Origin of the sequence: Weissella muntiaci, assembly GCF_008107635.1 — a bacterium.
GTDB lineage: Bacteria > Bacillota > Bacilli > Lactobacillales > Lactobacillaceae > Weissella > Weissella muntiaci.
Genome location: NZ_SDGZ01000004.1, coordinates 63082 through 81396, shown reverse-complemented (window position 1 = coordinate 81396; position 18315 = coordinate 63082). Strand labels below are relative to the sequence as shown.

At 40.4% G+C, this 18315-nt stretch carries 16 protein-coding genes; 6 read left to right on the top strand and 10 right to left on the bottom strand.

The genetic code is table 11. The features are described 5' to 3' along the window. Positions 1–45: 45 nt before the first annotated feature. Entirely contained in the window at positions 46–921 is an 876-nt protein-coding gene (locus tag ESZ50_RS01155; protein WP_148621762.1) for a hypothetical protein, read from the top strand. Positions 922–1065: 144 nt separating this feature from the next. Further along, a complete protein-coding gene (locus ESZ50_RS01150; RefSeq protein ID WP_148621761.1) occupies positions 1066–2145 on the top strand; it encodes a tyrosine-type recombinase/integrase in 1080 nt (359 codons plus the stop codon). Positions 2146–2329: 184 nt separating this feature from the next. Here ESZ50_RS01150 and asnS read toward each other — a convergent pair whose 3' ends face one another. From asnS to ESZ50_RS01135, 3 genes are all read right to left on the bottom strand, one after another. Further along, positions 2330–3625 (bottom strand): asparagine--tRNA ligase, encoded by a 1296-nt coding sequence (asnS, locus tag ESZ50_RS01145; RefSeq protein ID WP_148621760.1) that lies wholly within the window; start codon positions 3623–3625, stop codon positions 2330–2332. Between the two features lie 26 nt (positions 3626–3651). Then, positions 3652–4176, bottom strand: a complete 525-nt coding sequence (locus ESZ50_RS01140) for a cell wall elongation regulator TseB-like domain-containing protein (protein ID WP_148621759.1) — start codon at positions 4174–4176, stop codon at positions 3652–3654. A gap of 70 nt (positions 4177–4246) precedes the next feature. Beyond that, positions 4247–7060 (bottom strand): helicase C-terminal domain-containing protein, encoded by a 2814-nt coding sequence (locus ESZ50_RS01135; protein ID WP_246111487.1) that lies wholly within the window; start codon positions 7058–7060, stop codon positions 4247–4249. 74 nt (positions 7061–7134) lie between these two features. On the opposite strand from ESZ50_RS01135, the gene mvk reads away from it, so the two are divergent. From mvk to fni, 4 genes are read left to right on the top strand one after another with little or no spacing between them, the layout of a single operon-like run. Then, positions 7135–8118 (top strand): mevalonate kinase, encoded by a 984-nt coding sequence (gene mvk / locus ESZ50_RS01130; RefSeq protein WP_246111486.1) that lies wholly within the window; start codon positions 7135–7137, stop codon positions 8116–8118. Between the two features lie 2 nt (positions 8119–8120). Continuing rightward, on the top strand, positions 8121–9107 hold the full coding sequence (gene mvaD / locus ESZ50_RS01125) for a diphosphomevalonate decarboxylase (RefSeq protein WP_148621758.1): 987 nt from the start codon (positions 8121–8123) through the stop codon (positions 9105–9107). Continuing rightward, complete coding sequence (locus tag ESZ50_RS01120; RefSeq protein ID WP_148621757.1) at positions 9107–10144, top strand: phosphomevalonate kinase; 1038 nt, start codon at positions 9107–9109, stop codon at positions 10142–10144. The genes mvaD and ESZ50_RS01120 overlap by 1 nt, the downstream gene beginning before the upstream one ends. A 25-nt stretch (positions 10145–10169) precedes the next feature. Continuing rightward, entirely contained in the window at positions 10170–11204 is a 1035-nt protein-coding gene (fni, locus tag ESZ50_RS01115) for a type 2 isopentenyl-diphosphate Delta-isomerase (protein WP_148621756.1), read from the top strand. Between the two features lie 56 nt (positions 11205–11260). Here fni and ESZ50_RS01110 read toward each other — a convergent pair whose 3' ends face one another. From ESZ50_RS01110 to pepV, 7 genes are all read right to left on the bottom strand, one after another. Continuing rightward, the gene (locus ESZ50_RS01110; protein WP_148621755.1) at positions 11261–11836 is read right to left on the bottom strand and encodes a hypothetical protein; all 576 of its coding nucleotides are present in this window, start codon (positions 11834–11836) and stop codon (positions 11261–11263) included. Positions 11837–12078: 242 nt separating this feature from the next. Next, entirely contained in the window at positions 12079–13530 is a 1452-nt protein-coding gene (locus tag ESZ50_RS01105) for a catalase (RefSeq protein WP_222860778.1), read from the bottom strand. Positions 13531–13755: 225 nt separating this feature from the next. Continuing rightward, the gene (locus ESZ50_RS01100; protein WP_148621753.1) at positions 13756–14493 is read right to left on the bottom strand and encodes an SDR family NAD(P)-dependent oxidoreductase; all 738 of its coding nucleotides are present in this window, start codon (positions 14491–14493) and stop codon (positions 13756–13758) included. 156 nt (positions 14494–14649) lie between these two features. Then, positions 14650–14820 carry a hypothetical protein gene (locus ESZ50_RS11555; protein WP_187387503.1) on the bottom strand — a complete coding sequence of 57 codons (171 nt, stop codon included), beginning with the start codon at positions 14818–14820 and terminating at the stop codon, positions 14650–14652. Between the two features lie 113 nt (positions 14821–14933). After that, positions 14934–15218: a hypothetical protein gene (locus tag ESZ50_RS01095; RefSeq protein ID WP_148621752.1), complete on the bottom strand. Its 285-nt coding sequence runs from the start codon at positions 15216–15218 to the stop codon at positions 14934–14936. 120 nt (positions 15219–15338) lie between these two features. Next, complete coding sequence (locus ESZ50_RS01090) at positions 15339–16652, bottom strand: hypothetical protein (RefSeq protein ID WP_187387502.1); 1314 nt, start codon at positions 16650–16652, stop codon at positions 15339–15341. Between the two features lie 54 nt (positions 16653–16706). Further along, on the bottom strand, positions 16707–18110 hold the full coding sequence (gene pepV / locus ESZ50_RS01085; RefSeq protein ID WP_148621750.1) for a dipeptidase PepV: 1404 nt from the start codon (positions 18108–18110) through the stop codon (positions 16707–16709). Positions 18111–18315 lie beyond the last annotated feature (205 nt).

Genomic DNA, 18315 nt, shown 5'->3' with positions numbered 1-18315 from the left:
ACGTGCAAAAATGATCCACGTTAAAAGCTTAGGAGTATGGGTTTAATGTTGGATAAATTCAAGAAAATATCAAAAAATCCGATTTTTTATATAAGCATATTTTTACTAATAATTATTGGATTGGTTCTATCCGCAAATATTAACAATGATAATAAAAATAAAATACATAAGAAGTCCGTTCAGAAAAAAGTTAGTTTAGAGATTCCAAAACAATACGAAGGTTACGATAACAAAACCGACATCAATGGTCAATTTCAAATATCATTGACTGCTGAGAAGGGTTCTAAAATTATCATGTATAATGGTGGATTTCAATATAATAAGGAACATGAATTTGCATCTTTCATAAGCAACGGAAAAAAGACTACTATCAATTTAGATTTAACAAAAAATAGTCAAGCTGATAAAGTAGCGGGTTTCAACCTCGCCATCAAAGCTACTAAGAAAAATCGTAAGACTAATTTACAAAACATCGAAATTACTAATGAATATTCTAAATATCGCGATTTTTTGGCATCTAGCTCAAGTTCATCGTCTACAACTGAAACAGATTCTTCCGACACTTCAAGTTCAGCAAACTTTGAGAATTTAGATTCAACTATAAAGTCCTTAATTACCGATAACACCGATTATTCAGATGTAAATGTAAATGGTTCCTATGAATCCGAACCGTACACTGGCGTAATTACTATTACATCAAATGATGATGTTCGCACTGTAGTAGCAGGCGTTCTTGGCGCTTTGCAGAAAAAAGCTGGCGACACATTGAATAAATTTGATTCCATTGATATTTCTGTTAAAGATAAAAACGGAAATTATGCTTTAAAGTCTAATTACAATATTTCTACAATTATGAGTAATCAACAAGTTTATCGTCCTTTTAAAGTCAAAGATTTGGCAAATACTTGGACAGAAAATTAAAAAATCCACATCCCCTCGCCTGGCAGCATAAGGATGTGGAAATCTACAAACGAACATTACTGCTCATTTCTGTTTATTAGTATATCAGACCTGAGTACGTCTTTAAACTACTCAATTTTACAATAGAAAGGTTAAGTTTAAACTATGGCGATCACGAAAAAACCTAATGGTAAATGGCGCGCCGTTTTTGATTACAAAGAACAAGGCGAACGCCGGCGTAAAGTACAAACATTTAAAACAAAATCAGACGCGAAAATTTGGTTAGCTGGATTAGAAGCGAACAGTACACCACAAAATTTGGACGCTTCAAAAATCCTATTTCAAAATTACTTCAAAGACTATGCACGAGTTCACTTAGAATCAGGTCTAAAAGAATCGACCATTGCATCATGGGAAGCTGTTGAAAAATATATTATTAATGTCTATTTCAACAACCTATATATGAGTGATTTAACAAGAAATATATATCAGAATTTCCTGAACAAATATGCAGTAGGCCATACAAGAAACACTGTGAATAAACGTCATCAAATAGTAAAAATGGTTATTCAACAAGCCTTTCATGATGGACTTATTACTACAGATCCAACGTACAATGTTCGAATCTCTGGTTCAGACTCAAAAGATTCATCTGAAAAGTTTCTTGAAGCTGATGAGTTTAGGACACTACTAAACCACATCACTGATAGTCCAAAGTTAATTAGATGGCGTACATCTTTTATGGTCTATTTAGTTGCTTTGTCAGGAATACGTGCCGGTGAAGCCTTAGCATTGACGACAGATGATATAGATACACTGAATAAAACAATCTCAGTCAATAAAACTAAGCAACGTTCAGGCGAATCAACTGAGCCAAAAACAAAGAATGCTGTACGAACAATAAAAATGCCAAATGAATTTTTCTCGATTTATTCGCAGTATATCGAGAATAAAGAATTCAATAGTAATAATGAACTATTTGACGGAAGAAGATATGCAACCATCGCAAATACATGGCTTCATAGGATCGAACAAGAACTAGGATTTAATAATAATGTTTCTATTCACGGTTTAAGACATAGCCATGCCAGTTACTTAATTTCAAAGGGTGTAGATATTAGTTATATTTCAAAACGTTTAGGTCACGCTGATATAACCATAACAATGGAAGTGTATGCTCACCTCCTCTCTGAAAAACAAATTATTGAAGAAGAAAAAACGCAAAATATTTTATCAGATATATAGGTATTTCTTCACGAATTTTTGCACAAAAACGGTGCCAAAACGGTGCCCAAAGTTTCACGGTGCCAAAACGGTGCCCAAAATTAGAAGGGTTTAAGTTAATTTAGGTGATTTCAGGTCAAAAATAAAAACCAACCAAACCGCTATCTATAAGCGTTTAGTTGGTTTATCAATGTTAATTTAAAGTTTATGGCCAAAGGCGGTTCATTGTACGTGGGAACGGAATTGCCTCACGAATATGTTCCTCACCTGTAATCCAAGTCACAGCCCGTTCAAGTCCAAGTCCGAATCCAGAATGTGGCACAGAACCGAAACGACGCAAGTCAAGATACCATGAGTATTCTTCAAGATCCAAACCTTGCTTCTTGATTTGTGCCTCAAGATAATCATAATCCGTATCACGTTCTGATCCACCAATAATCTCACCATAACCTTCAGGTGCCAATAGATCAGCTGAGATAACAACATCATCACGATCAGGATGGCGCTTCATGTAGAAGGCCTTAATTTCCTTCGGGAAGTTAGTGATAAAGACTGGCTTATTGAAATGGTTTGCCAAGAAGGTCTCTTCTGGTGAGCCAAAATCAACACCCCATTCAACGTCAAAGTCATTTTCCTTCAAAAGAGTCACTGCATCATCATAAGATACTCGTGGGTAAGGTAGCTGTGTATATGATGCCAACAACTCCTTATCTCGACCCAAAAGGTCAAGCTCATATTGATTGCGATCTAAGACTGCTTGAATTAGGTATGCAATGTACTTTTCTTGCACTTCTAGCGATTCGTCTTGAGTCATCCAAGCCATCTCTGGCTCAATCATCCAGAACTCAGTTAAATGACGTCGAGTCTTAGACTTCTCGGCTCTAAATGTTGGCCCAAAGGTAAATACACGACCAAACGCCATTGCACCGGCTTCAGCATATAATTGCCCCGTTTGTGACATATATGCATCTGTGTCAAAGTACTCTGTATGGAATAATTCAGTCGTTCCTTCCGGTGCCGAACCAGTTAGAATTGGAGAGTCAATCTTGATAAAACCTTCTTTATTGAAGAATTCATAAGTTGCCGCAATAATTGTATTCCGAATTCGCAATACCGCAAATGGCTGAATGTGACGTAAATAAAGGTGCCGGTGATCCATCAAGAAGTCAGTTCCGTGCTCCTTAGGAGTAATTGGGTAACCTTCTGATTCTCCAACAACCGTTAAATCCTTCACCTGCAACTCATAACCAAATGGTGAACGTGCGTCTTCTTTGATTGTTCCAATCAAATACATGCTCGTCTCTTGCGTTAGCTCCTTAGCTTTTGCAAAGATTTCTTCACCAACGTTTTCCTTTACCACAACTCCTTGGAAAAAGGCTGTTCCGTCACGCAATTGTAGAAATTGCATCTTACCTGAACCACGTTTGTTACGTAGCCAACCCCCAATACGAACTTCCTGATCAACGAAGTTCTTTGCATCCTCAATACGGATTGTCTCCATGCTACCTGCCTCTTTTCCTCTATACTTTATAAGTTTTGAATTGTACGAACTAATTGACCATTCGAAATTTGATAAGTTACAAATGTCATATTGCCGGATTTATCAATAAAGGTGACGTCCCAAACCGGTACGCCTTGATAAATAGCCATCCCTAGCGAAGTAATCTGCTTTGGTTGATATGAACGCTCAACTTCTTTCTTAACCGACTGTGCATTCAATTTGCCTTCCAGATTTACTACAGTGCCATTTTTGTTTAACTTTTCATTACTCGTTGTGTAAATCACGGCCGTCGCTTGACCTTTAGAATTTTTACCACTGACACTATAGTATGTTTTACCATCTTTAGCAATGTGATAAAAATCGCCGACTTTTTTTAATTTATTATCACTAAGCACCAACGCTTCATATTTAGTCTGAGCTTTTGTTATTGGATTCATTGCTTGTGCAAAAAAACTCCATACAATTCCCAAAACTATCAGAACTGCCAACAAAATGTATAGCCATTTTGCTCCCTTACGTCGCCGTTTGTGAACCTGTGAGCGCATCTCCATTGGTCGATGACCCCTTTCATCAAATACTCGTAACTATCCTAGAATATCAAATTTTGCAGTCACTTAAAAGCTATTTACGGTGCTTTGTAAAGAATTCTGTGACTTCTTGCAAAATTTGCTCAGATTTCACTGCGACCTGCGGTAAGGTTCTAGGCAACATCTTTTGCAAAGTCTTTCCATAACGTTTATTCACAATCCGACTATCAAAGATTACAATCACTCCATAATCTTGATCCGTTCTAATCAAGCGACCTACACCCTGACGTAAACGAATCACAGCCTTTGGCAATGTATTCTGATAGAATGGTTGCTTTCCTGCAGCTAATAATACTGCTTCCTCAGCTTTTTGAACAATATTATCCGGTTGTTCAAACGGAATTCGCGCTAACAATACCAAGCGAACCTGCTGATCTGGCAGGTCAATGCCCTCCCAGAAACTGGCCGCGCCAAGTACAACTAGATGTTGCTCTTTTTGCATTCGCTTTAGTAACTTTTGTTGACCACCCGAAATTCCCTGTGCCAAAACCGTCATATTGCTTTTCATAAATTTAGGATTGCTTTGCACGCGACTGAACACGTCTTGCAACATTTCATGCGACGTAAACAACACTAATGTATTTTCACCAACTGTCGTCGATAATTCAACAATCTCTTTGGCCAAATAACTCGAATAGTTACTGTCATTAACGCTCGGCGCATCATTCGCTACAATCAACTCGGCCTGATTCTCATAATCAAAGACCTCACCGAACCGGAAAGTTTCGCTTTCCTTACGCTCAATGTTAAGACGATCGTATAAATAACTCGATTTTGTTGAAGTGAATAAAGTTGCACCAATTAAGGTTACCGGCTCGAAGTAAGGATAAATTCGTGACTTGAAATAGTCAAAGGTATGTAGTAATCCGCCACTCAAGATGACATGATTCTCGTCCTGCCGCGTAATTTCTGTTAACCAGAATACACTCGCATCAGGAAAATCTACTAATTCCTGCTGAAAACCAGTTAATTGGCTTTCAGCATTTGAGATTCCATTTAATAGGCGCCGAAAATCAGCCAATAATTGGCGTTCTGCGAGTGAAAAAGCGCCCTTCAACTGTGAGAAGGCCTCCATAATATTATCCAGTAAATCATCCAAACGTAACGTCTGAATATGGATGTTCTTCACCGTATCACGGTGATCAAACCAGTACTGTGCCAGATCAGTGACTGCAACACTGCTTTCGCGTTTACCATCTGTAGGTGGCGTTTGATTTGAAAGCAAAAAGCGTCGATAGATCGTACTTTTCAATTCTGTAATATCACTCTGCAATTCTTGCAGTGTCTGCTCCAACTGGGTTTGAAAATTCTTACCACCATTCAAACGTTCTAAAATGCTTCCAAGCCCATCATCATGATTAGCTAGGGCTGTATTATGAGCAAATTGAATGTTGGCCCGCCAACGATCAAAATCAAGCTTTTTTCGGCTTTGATCAATTACTGCATCTGGCAACCTTTGTGCCTCATCGATCACTAGGAAAGGTTTCTTTTCATCCGTAAGCTCACGCGCATACGTTGCAAGGTATGCATGATTGACAACCAAGAACTGCGCTTGAGCCGCGGAAACTTCCTGTCGTTCCCAAAATTCATGTCCGTAAAAATTCGAAGCGGCTGGATTATTAGCTGACTGTGTTAATTTCTTCAAAAAGCGTTCAGAGGCATTATTGAGATTCAAATCATCCAAATCACCCGTCAACGTTTCCGTAAGCCAGACCAGTACCTGTGCTTTAATAAATTGCAGACTTGCAGAGCCTTCATCAACTTGTAGTGAACGTGAGAAACTTTGTAAATTCAAAAAATGTGTGCGCCCTTTTAAACTAACTCCACGTACTTCAAAAGGAAGCACTTCATTTAAATCATTATTGATTGTATGCATAATTTGTTGTTGCAAGTTAATCGTCGGTGTTGCAATTACAACAGCTCGACTTTGCTCATTCGCCAAATAAGCATATGGTAACAAATACCCGATCGTCTTCCCCATTCCAGTCGGCGCTTCTAAAACCATTGGCGTAGTTACATCGTTCAAATCATGGTAATGATTATAAATTAGATTCATTAGCTTTGCCTGCTGTGGACGATAAGCTAGGCTCGGTGCCAACAATTTTTCTAGGGTCGCCTTTTTGGTCGGATAAGCATACTCATCTTTATTGCTTAATGGCGCTGGTTTTGAAAAACGCCTAATTGCCAATCCCGCAATCACCTGGAGTTGATTTGGTAATAACTGTGGTTCTGCCTGGTTTTCTTCCAAGGCCAGTTGAAAAATCCGCTTAGTATCACGTGCTAATGCCAGTGGCAGTTCCACTAAACTCTGCAAAGTTACCATCGGTAATGTCGCTGCCCTTTGCAAAATTGCAATCAATAATTCAGCCGTTGCAAGTGCATCGGAGTCGGCTTGATGTGGCCGTTCATGATCAAACCCTAGATATTGCGTTAAATCACTCAGGCGATACCCTGGCGCGGTTGGCCATAGAATCTGACTTAATTGCACCGTATCAATTGCCGTATTTTTCAACGCCGTTAAACCAGCTCGTTCAAAAGCTAGATTTAAGAATGGTAAGTCAAAATTAACGTTATGAGCGACAAAAACAGTGCCCGCAAGCATTGCGTGCAAGGTTATCGCGACGTCTTCAAAAGCTGGTGCGCCATGCACCATTTCATTAGTGATTCCCGTTAGCTTGGTAATATTACGTGGAATATTGCTATGCGGGTTAATCAAAGTTGAAAACTGATTAATGATTTTTTTATTCTGCACGAAAGCGATGGCGACTTGAATAATTCGGCCCTCTTCGGCGGTCGTGCGGGTCGTTTCTAAATCAACCACAGCATAGATGTCTTTATTTTGCATCATTCTCGTACCACGTGTTCCTTAATAATCAGTTTTTATTATAACATGGAGCTTTCCTTAGTTGGCTGTCTTTTGATATGATGTATACAGTATTTTATGAAAGAAGATTGGTGAATTCTGTGCTTAAACTTGCAACTGGTAAAAGTCACGCTAAAATTATTTTACTTGGCGAACATGCTGTCGTTTACAACGAACCAGCGATTGCTCTGCCTTTACCCGATTTAAAGATGGTCGCCACAATCACACCACGCAACTTCGGGCAGATCATTCTTGCAGGAAACTATCAAGGTTCCTTGAATGAAATGACAGAAGCATTTGAGGGAATTCGACAATTAATTAACCGCTTATTAAGATTTTTTTCAAATCCTAAATTAGCCTTCACTTTAAAATTAGAATCAAATATTCCACTTGAACGTGGCATGGGATCATCTGCAGCCACTGCCGTTGCAATTATTCGTGCCTTCTTTGCACTTTTCGAAACTGAACTTTCTGATCGGGATTTGCAACGTTGGGCTAACGTTGAAGAAGCAATTACGCATGGCTCACCCAGCGGAATTGATGCTGCCACAGCTGCTCATGACGTGCCCGTCTGGTTCGTTAAAGGCCAGAAGCCAATGCCAATTTCGATGAGCTTGGACGCAACTCTGATCATTGCAGATACCGGTGTCCATGGTCAAACTGGCCTAGCCGTTAGCGTTGTTCGCGAGCAACTCTTGAACGAGCCTGTCGAAACTCAAAATCATCTTAGTGAACTAGGCAAGCTTTCAGTCCAAGCACAAGAATTCTTAGCCGCAAATTCAATTGAAAAACTTGGTCCCATTATGAACAGTGCTCAACAACATTTGAGTGCATTAGGCGTCTCTCATCCCTATTTGGATGCATTAATCGATGCCGCACTTGAGGCCGGTGCACTTGGTGCAAAGCTAACCGGTGGTGGTGTTGGGGGAACAATGTTAGCACTGGCATCAAATGAAGCCAACATCGACGCCATCGTCTCAGCGCTTGAGGCGGCCGGAGCTCGTGAAATCTGGGTTCAAAAGTATTACGCGAACAAGGAGTGATTATGACTGCCTACACTGCAAGAGCACATACTAATATTGCCCTTTTAAAGTATTGGGGTAAGGCTGATCAAGAACTAATTATTCCAACCACCTCATCAGTCTCGCTAACGCTAAACGAATTTTATACAGATACAACCGTAGAATTCATTCCTGATTTGCCAGATGATGAAATTGTTTTGGATGGTAAACTCTTGTCCGGCTCAAGTAATCAAAAGGTTATTCATGTTCTAAATCTAGTTCGAACAAAGGCAAACATCACTACTAAGGCCAAAGTCATCTCAACAAATCATGTGCCAACATCGGCCGGATTAGCATCGTCAGCCTCGGCGTTTGCTGCTTTGGCTGGCGCAGCAAGTAAAGCTGCTGGGCTAAACTTGACGCGTTCTGAACTATCAATGTTAGCTCGTCGTGGTTCGGGTTCGGCTAGTCGCTCAATCTTTGGTGGCTTTGCCATCTGGAATCGTGGCACAAATGATCGAGATTCATTTGCCCATCCGATTGATGAAGACGTGCATTGGCCCATTCAGTTACTTACCGTGATTGTTAACGATCAACCTAAAGAGATTAATTCACGGGTCGGTATGCAAAGCGTTGTCGCAACCGATCCCTTTTATCAGGCTTGGGTCGATCATGCAAACGCACAAGTTCCGGCGATGCTTACAGCTATTGAAAACCATGATTTCCAAAAAATCGGTCAGTTGGCTGAAGCCAATGCATTGCAAATGCACGCTCAAAATTTGATGGCAACTCCAGCCTTTTCATATCTGACAGATACAAGCTGGATAATCATCCGGCTTGTTCAAAGACTCCGTCAACAAGGTTTATCTGTATATGCCACCATGGATGCTGGTCCGAATGTCAAGATCATTTCAATGCCAGCTGATACAGCTAAAATCCTTGTGGCTCTGAAAGAGCAGCTACCTAACGTCAAAACTACTGTTGCGACGCCTGGACCTGGACTTGAGATTATTAAAGGACATCATATTTAATGACTAAAATTTCAGTCCCTGGCAAATTATATTTAGCTGGGGAATACGCGGTTACCCACCCTGGCCAAAGTGCACTAATTGCTGCTGTGAATCGGTTCATCACAATTACCTTAACTGATAATGCTGATTTCATTCTTGAAAGTGACAAGTTGGGAACCATAATTAATCCCCTCCATAAAGAAATCTCAGCGACTGCTCCGAGCTGGCGTCTCATGTATGTCACCTTACAGCAGATTATTAATTTCAATCAAGCTAAATTTGACAAGTCCACTCCTCCCTTTAAGATTTCAGCCCGAAGCCAACTGGACCAAAACGGGACTAAACTAGGTCTTGGTTCTTCGGGGGCATTAGTTGTTGGAATGTTGCAAGCTGCCAATCAACATTTTAATTGGCAACTTACGCAACTCGAACTCTTTAAGTTGGCAGTTCTTACCATGTTGGATTTACCTAACTTTGCAAAGGGCTCGATGGGTGATGTTGCCACCGCCAGTTATGGTGGTGTGATCTTCTATCAGAATTTTGATCGCTCTGAACTAGCTCTACTAAGAGAACACAATTCACTTCTAGACCAACTTTCTCAACCGTGGTCCAAGCTGTCAATTCAAACCGTCAATTGGCCGGCCAACTGGCAGTTCAATGTCGGCTGGACGCAGAAAGCTGCGTCAACCCAGAGTCGCCTAAACTCCACTTCCCAAAAAGCGTTAAACCCTTTTTTAGAACAATCAACTGAACTAGTCCAAATATTACGGGTAGCTCTTGAACAAGCTGATTTTAATCAGGCGGTTGCGACCATTAAAAAAGCTCAGCAGATATTATTCAACTATACCGATGCAAATGGAATTAACTATCTTACACCTGCGCTTAAGCGATTACTTGCCATTGCCGATAAGTACCAGCTTCCCACAAAAATATCTGGCGCCGGTGGTGGCGACAACGGTTACGCAATTACTCATGATCAACTTAACCAAACTCAACTGTTACAATCTTGGCAAGATGCCGGAATCTTGCCTTTAGATGTAACAATTTGGCAACATTGAGCCAATCTCTGAAAGGACATCATATATGGAATCAGCGCATTCACATCGCAAGGATGAGCATCTAGCCCTTGCCGAAGCACAGCAGCGTCAAGCAACTCTTGTTTCATCATTAGACCAAGTCCGAATCATTCCAAACGGTCTACCAGAGAGTAGTGTTGCTAAAGTTAATCTTACAAGCACAGATAGCAAGTTTCCCTTCGAAGCCCCTTTTTATATTGAAGCAATGACTGGTGGTAGCCGGAAAACCGGCTCGATCAATGAAAAATTAGCCATGGCAGCTCGTGAGACAAACATTGCTATGGCCGTCGGATCGCAAAGTATTGCCTTAAAAGACCCTAGTGTTGCTGAAACATTCACGATTGCCCGCAAAACAAATCCCGCAGGTTTTTTGATCGCAAACATCGGTGCCGGTCATAATTTAGCAGATGCACAAGCTGCAATTGATATGATTGATGCCAATGCCCTAGAAGTTCATATCAATGTTGCTCAAGAAATCGTGATGCCCGAAGGTGATCGTGATTTCATCTGGCAAGCAGAATTAGCAGAAATCATTCAAAAAGTTTCGGTACCTGTAATTATTAAGGAAGTTGGCTTCGGGATGAGTCAGCAAACAATTCAAACGCTTGCCAATCTAGGCGCTCAGTATATTAATCTTGGTGGCCGGTCTGGCACTAATTTCGCCAGAATTGAAGATCGACGCAACCGTGAGCTCGATGCGGAACATGCTTATCTCTATGATTGGGGGCTTACAACCGCTGAATCACTCCTTGAAGCTCAAAAAATTGTCCAACGACCAACCATCTTTGCAACCGGCGGCATTCAAAGTCCACTCGATGTGTTAAAAGCGCAAATTCTCGGCGCTCGCGCGGTTGGGGTTGCCGGACATTTCCTACATACCGTTTTGACAACTGACACAGCTGGTCTGATCTCAGAGATTGAACGTTGGCAATATCATCTTGCAAAATTATATGCACTAACTGGTGCTGAAGATTATTCCGATCTTGCAAATGTTGAATATGTATTATCAAGTGAATTGTTAAACTTTGCTCAGCAACGTTAATAAACGGCCCTAGGGTTGCAGGATATTCTGCAACTCTAGGGCCGTTTTTCATTAATTTATTTTTTGGCTAATCGATAATTATCTACCGAATATAGCTTTCTGTTAATCCAAGTGTCCTTCGACTGACTGAAGTCCGCGTTTTTCAATGAAACATGCTTGTTTGATAAATCAACCACAAGATAATCTACATGTGTCGTATAAACTACCTTAGACAAGCCTGTATATGCAAAATATTTTGGCGCGGACTCATGTTCAACATCTGGGAAAACAATTTCAAATCTTTGTTTCTTCCCGCTCGCCTGATACTGATCATATGTTACTTCCCGATTATATGTTGCAGTACTAGCATCCCAATCAATATTGGCACGCTTCACCTCAACTACAAAGCGATCTCTCTTATATGCCTTTGTAGCGAATGGAATACTATACACAGCAATATTTGTATTGGTCTCACTAAATGGTTTTAGGTAATCCTGCAGCTCCCCACGATATTCTTGACGATTAATTCGTTTAATCGCCAAACTTGCCGCATTCTTAGCGTCCTTAACCTGCACCGCTCTATAAGCTATTCCCACTACAATGCTAATTGTGAGTACCCCGGCTATTATAAGTAATCCTTTTTTCCTATTCATCGATTCTACCCCAAGTAAACTATTAGTAAGATTATTATATCAGCTGGACATTCATAATTGGCTAGTTTCTTAAAACAATCGGTGGCTTTGGGGATCCACTTTAATTAAAAACAACTCTAAGCATTTTTCGACAACCAATTTATGCTCATTCAATAGCTCCATTAACCGCCCTTGTTTCAAAAGAGCCGTTCTCATTTTATTAAAGAACGGTTCCGGTTAAGTTAATCAACCATTGGTGAAAATCACTTTCTCTCTTTAATTTCAGCAATCTTCTTCTGTACTCGCTGACCATAGTCCGGATCGGCCTTCGTAAATTGCTCAATCTCTAGCCGTTGATTCTCTTCTGATTCAATGCTACCTAGCGACTTCGCGATTTCATCAGTCAAAATCTCTTTTTGCGCTTCTGTCATCAAACGATAAAGATCACCCGGCTGTGAATGGTAATCTGGATCATACGCTAAATGATTAGCAACCTCCCCCGTTACAGGATATTCCGCAATAGTACCACGTTCATCTGATACTGGCCCACCTTGCCCGTTCGGTTCATAATTCACATCACCACCGCCATTTTCGGTGGTAGTCATATGACCATCCCGTTCATAGGAATGAATCTCCACACCATGCGGTTGATTAACATCAATATCTTGATAATTGGCCCCCAAACGATAACGCTGTGCATCACTATATGCAAACAACCGTCCCTGTAGAACCTTATCCATTGAAGCCTCAATCCCTGGTACCAGATTAGATGGCGCTAACGCCGCCTCTTCGACGTCCTTGAAGAAATTATCCGGATTACGATCCAATACAAATTTTCCCACCTCAATCAAAGGATAATCCTTTTGTGACACAACCTTAGTAACATCAAAGATGTCATACTTGTAATTGAGCCCCTCTTCATAAGGAATTATCTGGACCTTCAAAGTCCATGATGGGAAATCGCCTTCCTCAATCGCATCAAACATCTCTTGACGATACCAATTCGTGTTCACGCTTGCTAATGTCTCAGCATCCGTTGGCGTGAGATTTTTCACCCCGTGATCTGTCCGGAAATGATACTTAACCCAGAATTGCTCGCCTTTCGCATTCACCCACTTAAAAGTATGCGATCCATAACCGTGCATGTAACCATACCCATAGGGCAATCCACGATCAGAAAATAGAATAGTTACTTGATGCAGACTCTCAGGGGCATGTGCGAAGTAATCCCACTGCATATTCGCATCACGTAAACCAGTCTGCGGTTCCCGTTTTTGTGAATGAATAAAATCGGGAAACTTCAATGGATCATTCAAAAAGAAAACCGGTGTATTATTACCGACAATGTCATATAACCCATCTTTTGTATAAAAGCGTGTCGCAAAACCATGCACATCTCGAATAGTATCAGGATACCCCTGCTCACCGGCAACTTGTGAGAAGCGGGCAAACACTTCTGTCTTTTTCCCAACCCCTTGAAACAAATCCGCCTTTGTGTAAGCAGACATGTCATTTGTCAGTTCAAAATAGCCTTTCGCACCAGAACCATTTGCATGCACAACACGTTCAGGAATTCTTTCACGATTGAAGTGTGCCAACTTCTCAACTAATTGATAATCCTGTAGCAACAATGGACCCCGCGCACCTGCCGATAATGAATGTTCATTATTAGCAAATGGTTGTCCACCTTTTGTCGTAATCTTTGTTTTAACCATTTTCTTTCCCTCATTCGTTACAAATAAAACAACATTCTCGTCTGCGTGCTGATATACTATCATATACCAATGACTTGTTACATATATATGAAACTTCTGGTAATAAGAATAATCTCTTATTACCTTTAGTATATTCCAACCTTATCCTGCGTCAATAATGAAAAATAAAAAAACAGCTCGAAAATTATCATTTCAAGCTGTTTTCCCTAAGCAAACAATATTTAATTAACGAAGTTGTGCTTCATAATCTGATAAAATCTTCCCATCATATTGGACAATTTCACCATTATGATTGACTGAATCCAGTGCCAGTTTGGTAATTAATTTTCCAGCATCTTCACTTGAACGAACTAAGCCACCTAGATCACCAACCGTCGTTCCGTTTAGATCCGTTGCAATTGCACCAGGCAAGACACCGAAAATCTGCCTTTGTTGATGTTTAGCATCAAATTCCCAAGCATAAGCCATGATCATCGCGTTTAAAGCCGCCTTCGAGGTCATATATGCTAAGGGATGCCAAAACTCATTTGGTTGAATTGGAACGGTTAGATTGATAATCTTACCAGTTGTGGTCATCTTAGGCAAAAATTGATTGATAACTGCGTGCGTACCTAAGAAGTTCACTTCCATCGTTAAACGCAAATCATCATTGGAATATTCTTCAACCGCCTTATCCATCTGCAATGCTGGTTGACCAGCTTTAGGACTATCAGGAATTCCAGCATTATTGACCAAAATATCTAGATCATCAATCTCCGAAGCTGCTAGCTCAATGGACGCCTGATCCTGTAAGTCAATCTGAACATAGTGTGCTTTTAATCCCTTGCTCACTAGTTCATTGACAGCCGCCAATCCACGGTCTTTTGAGCGTGCGCCCACAAAGACTTCAATCCCTTGCTTAGCCATCTCAGTAGCAATTGCAAAGCCAATCCCCTTATTCGCTCCTGTAATTAATGCTTTCATTTTACTTCCTGCTTCCTCTTCAAGATTATTAAATTAATTGTACTAAATCATCCGTTCACTTATTTAAAGCAGAACCATGCTTACACCTAATAAATCATAATCTTTATAATAAAAAAAGCCACTAATTTATTAGCACCTTTCTAGTTAAAACTTCAATTATGCTTCTAACGTTTGTACTTCCAAGTATAATTCGGTTGCAATTGCACCATTTTTAGCGGTATTTGTCCGACTTTTAACCTGAACCGTATGCCCCGCTCTTTCGTACCATTCAACTAGAACAGCTTCATTCGCTGCATTCTTAATTGGTCGCTCAAAATGCTTTTTCATAATACTCCTCCATTCCCCAGTGTGAAATTATACACAATTAAAAATATATTGTCAATTTCAATCGAACTAAGTTCATTCAAATTTCCTAAGGAATCAAGCTTAACCCTATCCATTTAATTAAACAGATAATTTCGCAAGCTACTTCGGAAACCTTTCTCTTCAAGGTTTGGAGTGTTTTCCACGGTTGCTTTCTTATTTTCACCACCATGCCAAACTTTTAAAACACTACTACTATGTACAGCATCATGATCAATTAGGTCAATCTGCAACATCACATTTTTTGATGTTACTTTCTGAGCATATCGAATCGCCTCTGGAAAATTCTCTGTTCGATATTCACATTGCGACTCTTGATCAAGGAGGCCATTAAAATATGTAACCGAATACCACTTATTCATTTTAAACTACTCTCTTTCGTCTCTTGTTAAGTTTAATTATATACTGTTCAAAAGCAATATCAAGTTAAACTTAATTGAAACGACAGAAAACGGCCCGCCATCACTGACCGGCCAAAATTGTTATTCTCCTGTAAGCAAACGCGCCATCTTCTCGTAAGTCAAGGCATCCTGCCGACGATTACGAAAGGCTTGCTGTCGATTTAGTGCCACCTGACGTGCCCAATCATGTAAACCAATCTTCGTCTTAGTAATCTGCATTAACTGCCCCGCAGGCGTCTTCTTCGCATCCTTTAGTCGTTCCAAGATAAGCAACATTGGTTTCGTAAAATAACCCCCAAATATTTGGTTTACCTGTTTCAATTCATCAATAAATTGTTCCTCGAAATCAAATAGCTCAAAGGGATCACTTAATGCAACTTGATTTGCTATCTTTCGGCGCTCAACTAGCTCATTATCGGTATACGACTTATTAAATACAATCATCCAGGCCACCAAAAATTGAATAATGTTTAAGTCGGCTAAAGCAATCCCATTTTCGTCAAAGGGATTCGTATCAATAATTCTTAACTCCAGATACTCAATTCCGTTGTCCCGAAGATCTTCATAACTGCCATGCCCTTTAAACCTAACCGTTCCATAGAATTCACTTGGTGCGAAGATTTTCCCCTGAGTGACGGCCGTCCGAATCTTATCTACATGTTCATTAAAATCACCCGCATAGTCAATTGCAACCTCATTTGTATTAACGTAACCATATTGGCTATTTCGAATTGAACGCCCAAGCTTCAAGTCTTTCGGAATATTTTGATCACTGTCATTGAAATTAATGGGGCTGGCACCAAATAAATAAATCAGTAAGCCACGGTTGGCTTCAAACCCTTGTCCAATTCGATAATAGAAATTATTTGTAAACTGTTTTAGATCCTGCTCACCAGAAAGTTCAAATAACCGCTCGATCAGCTGTTGATTAACGGCCAAATTAATATGGGGGCCACTAATGATGCCATGTACTGAACCATAACGCTGAATCAAATAATTATGGTACCTTTGTTCCCAATTTTTTTCAAAAAATGTATCTAACCATTCAACATCGTTTTCCTTGACTCTTGGGGGCAAGCTCAGTGGCCAGAGCCCCTCATTATCATAAAGCTCATGCCGCAAGACATACGTCAAATATCGCAACTCATCGTAAGCTTCCTTGATCGACTTACCAACTGGTGTCACTAATTCAATCATCCCCTCAGAATAATCACTTTTTAAAAAAGGATGCTTACGCCGGTCACCAAACAACCTTGGATATGGTTGCGCACTTAATTCACCATTACGTTGAATGCGATTTACTTCCATTTCCAAGCCAAAATTCCCCGCCAACAATAAATTACGCCATTCAACATTATCTCGGAAAGCCTTAATGATTTTTGTATTCGTTGTCATAATGAAATCCCCCAAAGCATATTTGATAATCATCGTGTAGATTAAGTTCGTTGATTAGATTTTATCCAAACTAATTAATGCGTTAACAAAGACTGCCATTGTGCGTGTCAGATTTTCAACCGGTACATACTCATTTGATTGATGACTAGTCACTGGCACATCCGGAAACTGCCCCCCAAAGGCAACACCACGCTCTAATAAACGGGCATATGATCCACCATTAGATGTCCTAGGCGGGGCATACATCCCAACCTCACTCGCATAGGCCAAAGATAGCACATGGACCAGCGGATCAGTTAATGGAACTAAATGGGGTTCCATCCCACCTGGCTGAACCGTCAATTTTGCATGTAACGTGCCTAAATGTTGGCCAACCTGATCTTTAACAGTCTGCAAGTTCATGCCTTTTGGATAACGGAAACCTAATGAAATTTGACCTTGACCATTATGATTAAACCGCATAATTGCAACATTCAGCGTTAGCACCCCCATTTCAGAGTCAGTGTATTGCAAACCTAAAGTTTCTGCCAAAATGTCTGTGTGTAAGGTGTCTAATAGTTCAAGGAAAGCAGCTGCATCATCTTCAAATGTATATTGATTTAGAAAGTTAGCTAAGTAAGTGCCAGCATTCTCGCCATCTTGCGGATATGCGCCATGCGCCTGCCGCCCATATAAAGTTAACCGGATTTCTTGTCGATTAGTACTCACCTCACCAGAAAGAAATGGATATTGTGCTAAATAATTCTTGAAATCCAACTCAAGTTGCTTAACATCTGGAACCAATAAACGCGCCCGTGCCTCACCGGGAACAACATTACTTCGCTCACCTGCCATGAACCGCATCAAGATAAAGGCCCCACTAGATTGACTAGGAAATCGTAATTGAATCGTTTGGAAAGCTTTTTCACCATTAATGACTGGAAATGTTCCATCAGGCGAAAAGCCCATCACTGGTTTCCCCTCGACTTCAAAATATTTTGGCAAATCACGCCACTGATTCTCTTCATCAGTACCAATTATCAACCGAACCTTGCGCTTTAATTCAATCGCATGATCCTTTAAATATTTAATTGCATAATATGATGTCATCACATCTGACTTCATATCCGCCGCCCCACGCCCATATAATTTACCCGCCCGAACGTTAGCTTGAAAGGGATTGCTATCCCAACCATCACCGGCCGGGACCACATCAATGTGTGTTAAGATTCCGACCGTTTCAGCAGCATCCTTCGGGCCATATTCAATCCACGTGACCATATTATCAACTCGCCCGAACCTGAAACCATCCCGCATTGCCAGCTCTTCCATCGCCGTCAATGCTCGTACCACATCAACTCCAAACGGCATTTGTGGTGTGCTCGATTTCACTTCTAAAACAGATGGAATTCGAATAATTTTATCTAAATCCTTAATCAACGCAGCTTCATATACCTTTGTTTGCTCATGCCAGTTCATGTTTGCACCTCACTTCATCAAAAGATTAAACGCCCCCTCAATCCTGTGCACTATGTTACCTTTATCCTATCGAGATTATTTCACCTTTCAATGAATGAATTAAGCATTTTTAAGTTCAAAAGCCCTAATTTTATATGTTCTTTGCCAAAAAGATTGAATATTTCAACTCATTTAATTGAACAAAAAAAGCCTTGTGCAAAGCACA

Excerpts from the sequence above, each read along its gene's own strand:
- ESZ50_RS01105 (WP_222860778.1), bottom strand. The coding sequence starts at position 13,530 with ATGGTTAAAACAAAGATTACGACAAAAGGTGGACAACCATTTGCTAAT.
- mvaD (WP_148621758.1), top strand. The coding sequence starts at position 8,121 with ATGACTGCCTACACTGCAAGAGCACATACTAATATTGCCCTTTTAAAG.
- fni (WP_148621756.1), top strand. The coding sequence starts at position 10,170 with ATGGAATCAGCGCATTCACATCGCAAGGATGAGCATCTAGCCCTTGCC.
- pepV (WP_148621750.1), bottom strand. The coding sequence starts at position 18,110 with ATGAACTGGCATGAGCAAACAAAGGTATATGAAGCTGCGTTGATTAAG.
- ESZ50_RS01100 (WP_148621753.1), bottom strand. The coding sequence starts at position 14,493 with ATGAAAGCATTAATTACAGGAGCGAATAAGGGGATTGGCTTTGCAATT.
- ESZ50_RS01155 (WP_148621762.1), top strand. The coding sequence starts at position 46 with ATGTTGGATAAATTCAAGAAAATATCAAAAAATCCGATTTTTTATATA.
- ESZ50_RS01150 (WP_148621761.1), top strand. The coding sequence starts at position 1,066 with ATGGCGATCACGAAAAAACCTAATGGTAAATGGCGCGCCGTTTTTGAT.
- ESZ50_RS01095 (WP_148621752.1), bottom strand. The coding sequence starts at position 15,218 with ATGAATAAGTGGTATTCGGTTACATATTTTAATGGCCTCCTTGATCAA.
- ESZ50_RS01120 (WP_148621757.1), top strand. The coding sequence starts at position 9,107 with ATGACTAAAATTTCAGTCCCTGGCAAATTATATTTAGCTGGGGAATAC.
- ESZ50_RS01135 (WP_246111487.1), bottom strand. The coding sequence starts at position 7,060 with ATGATGCAAAATAAAGACATCTATGCTGTGGTTGATTTAGAAACGACC.
- ESZ50_RS01140 (WP_148621759.1), bottom strand. The coding sequence starts at position 4,176 with ATGGAGATGCGCTCACAGGTTCACAAACGGCGACGTAAGGGAGCAAAA.
- asnS (WP_148621760.1), bottom strand. The coding sequence starts at position 3,625 with ATGGAGACAATCCGTATTGAGGATGCAAAGAACTTCGTTGATCAGGAA.
- ESZ50_RS01090 (WP_187387502.1), bottom strand. The coding sequence starts at position 16,652 with ATGACAACGAATACAAAAATCATTAAGGCTTTCCGAGATAATGTTGAA.
- ESZ50_RS11555 (WP_187387503.1), bottom strand. The coding sequence starts at position 14,820 with ATGAAAAAGCATTTTGAGCGACCAATTAAGAATGCAGCGAATGAAGCT.
- mvk (WP_246111486.1), top strand. The coding sequence starts at position 7,135 with ATGATGTATACAGTATTTTATGAAAGAAGATTGGTGAATTCTGTGCTT.
- ESZ50_RS01110 (WP_148621755.1), bottom strand. The coding sequence starts at position 11,836 with ATGAATAGGAAAAAAGGATTACTTATAATAGCCGGGGTACTCACAATT.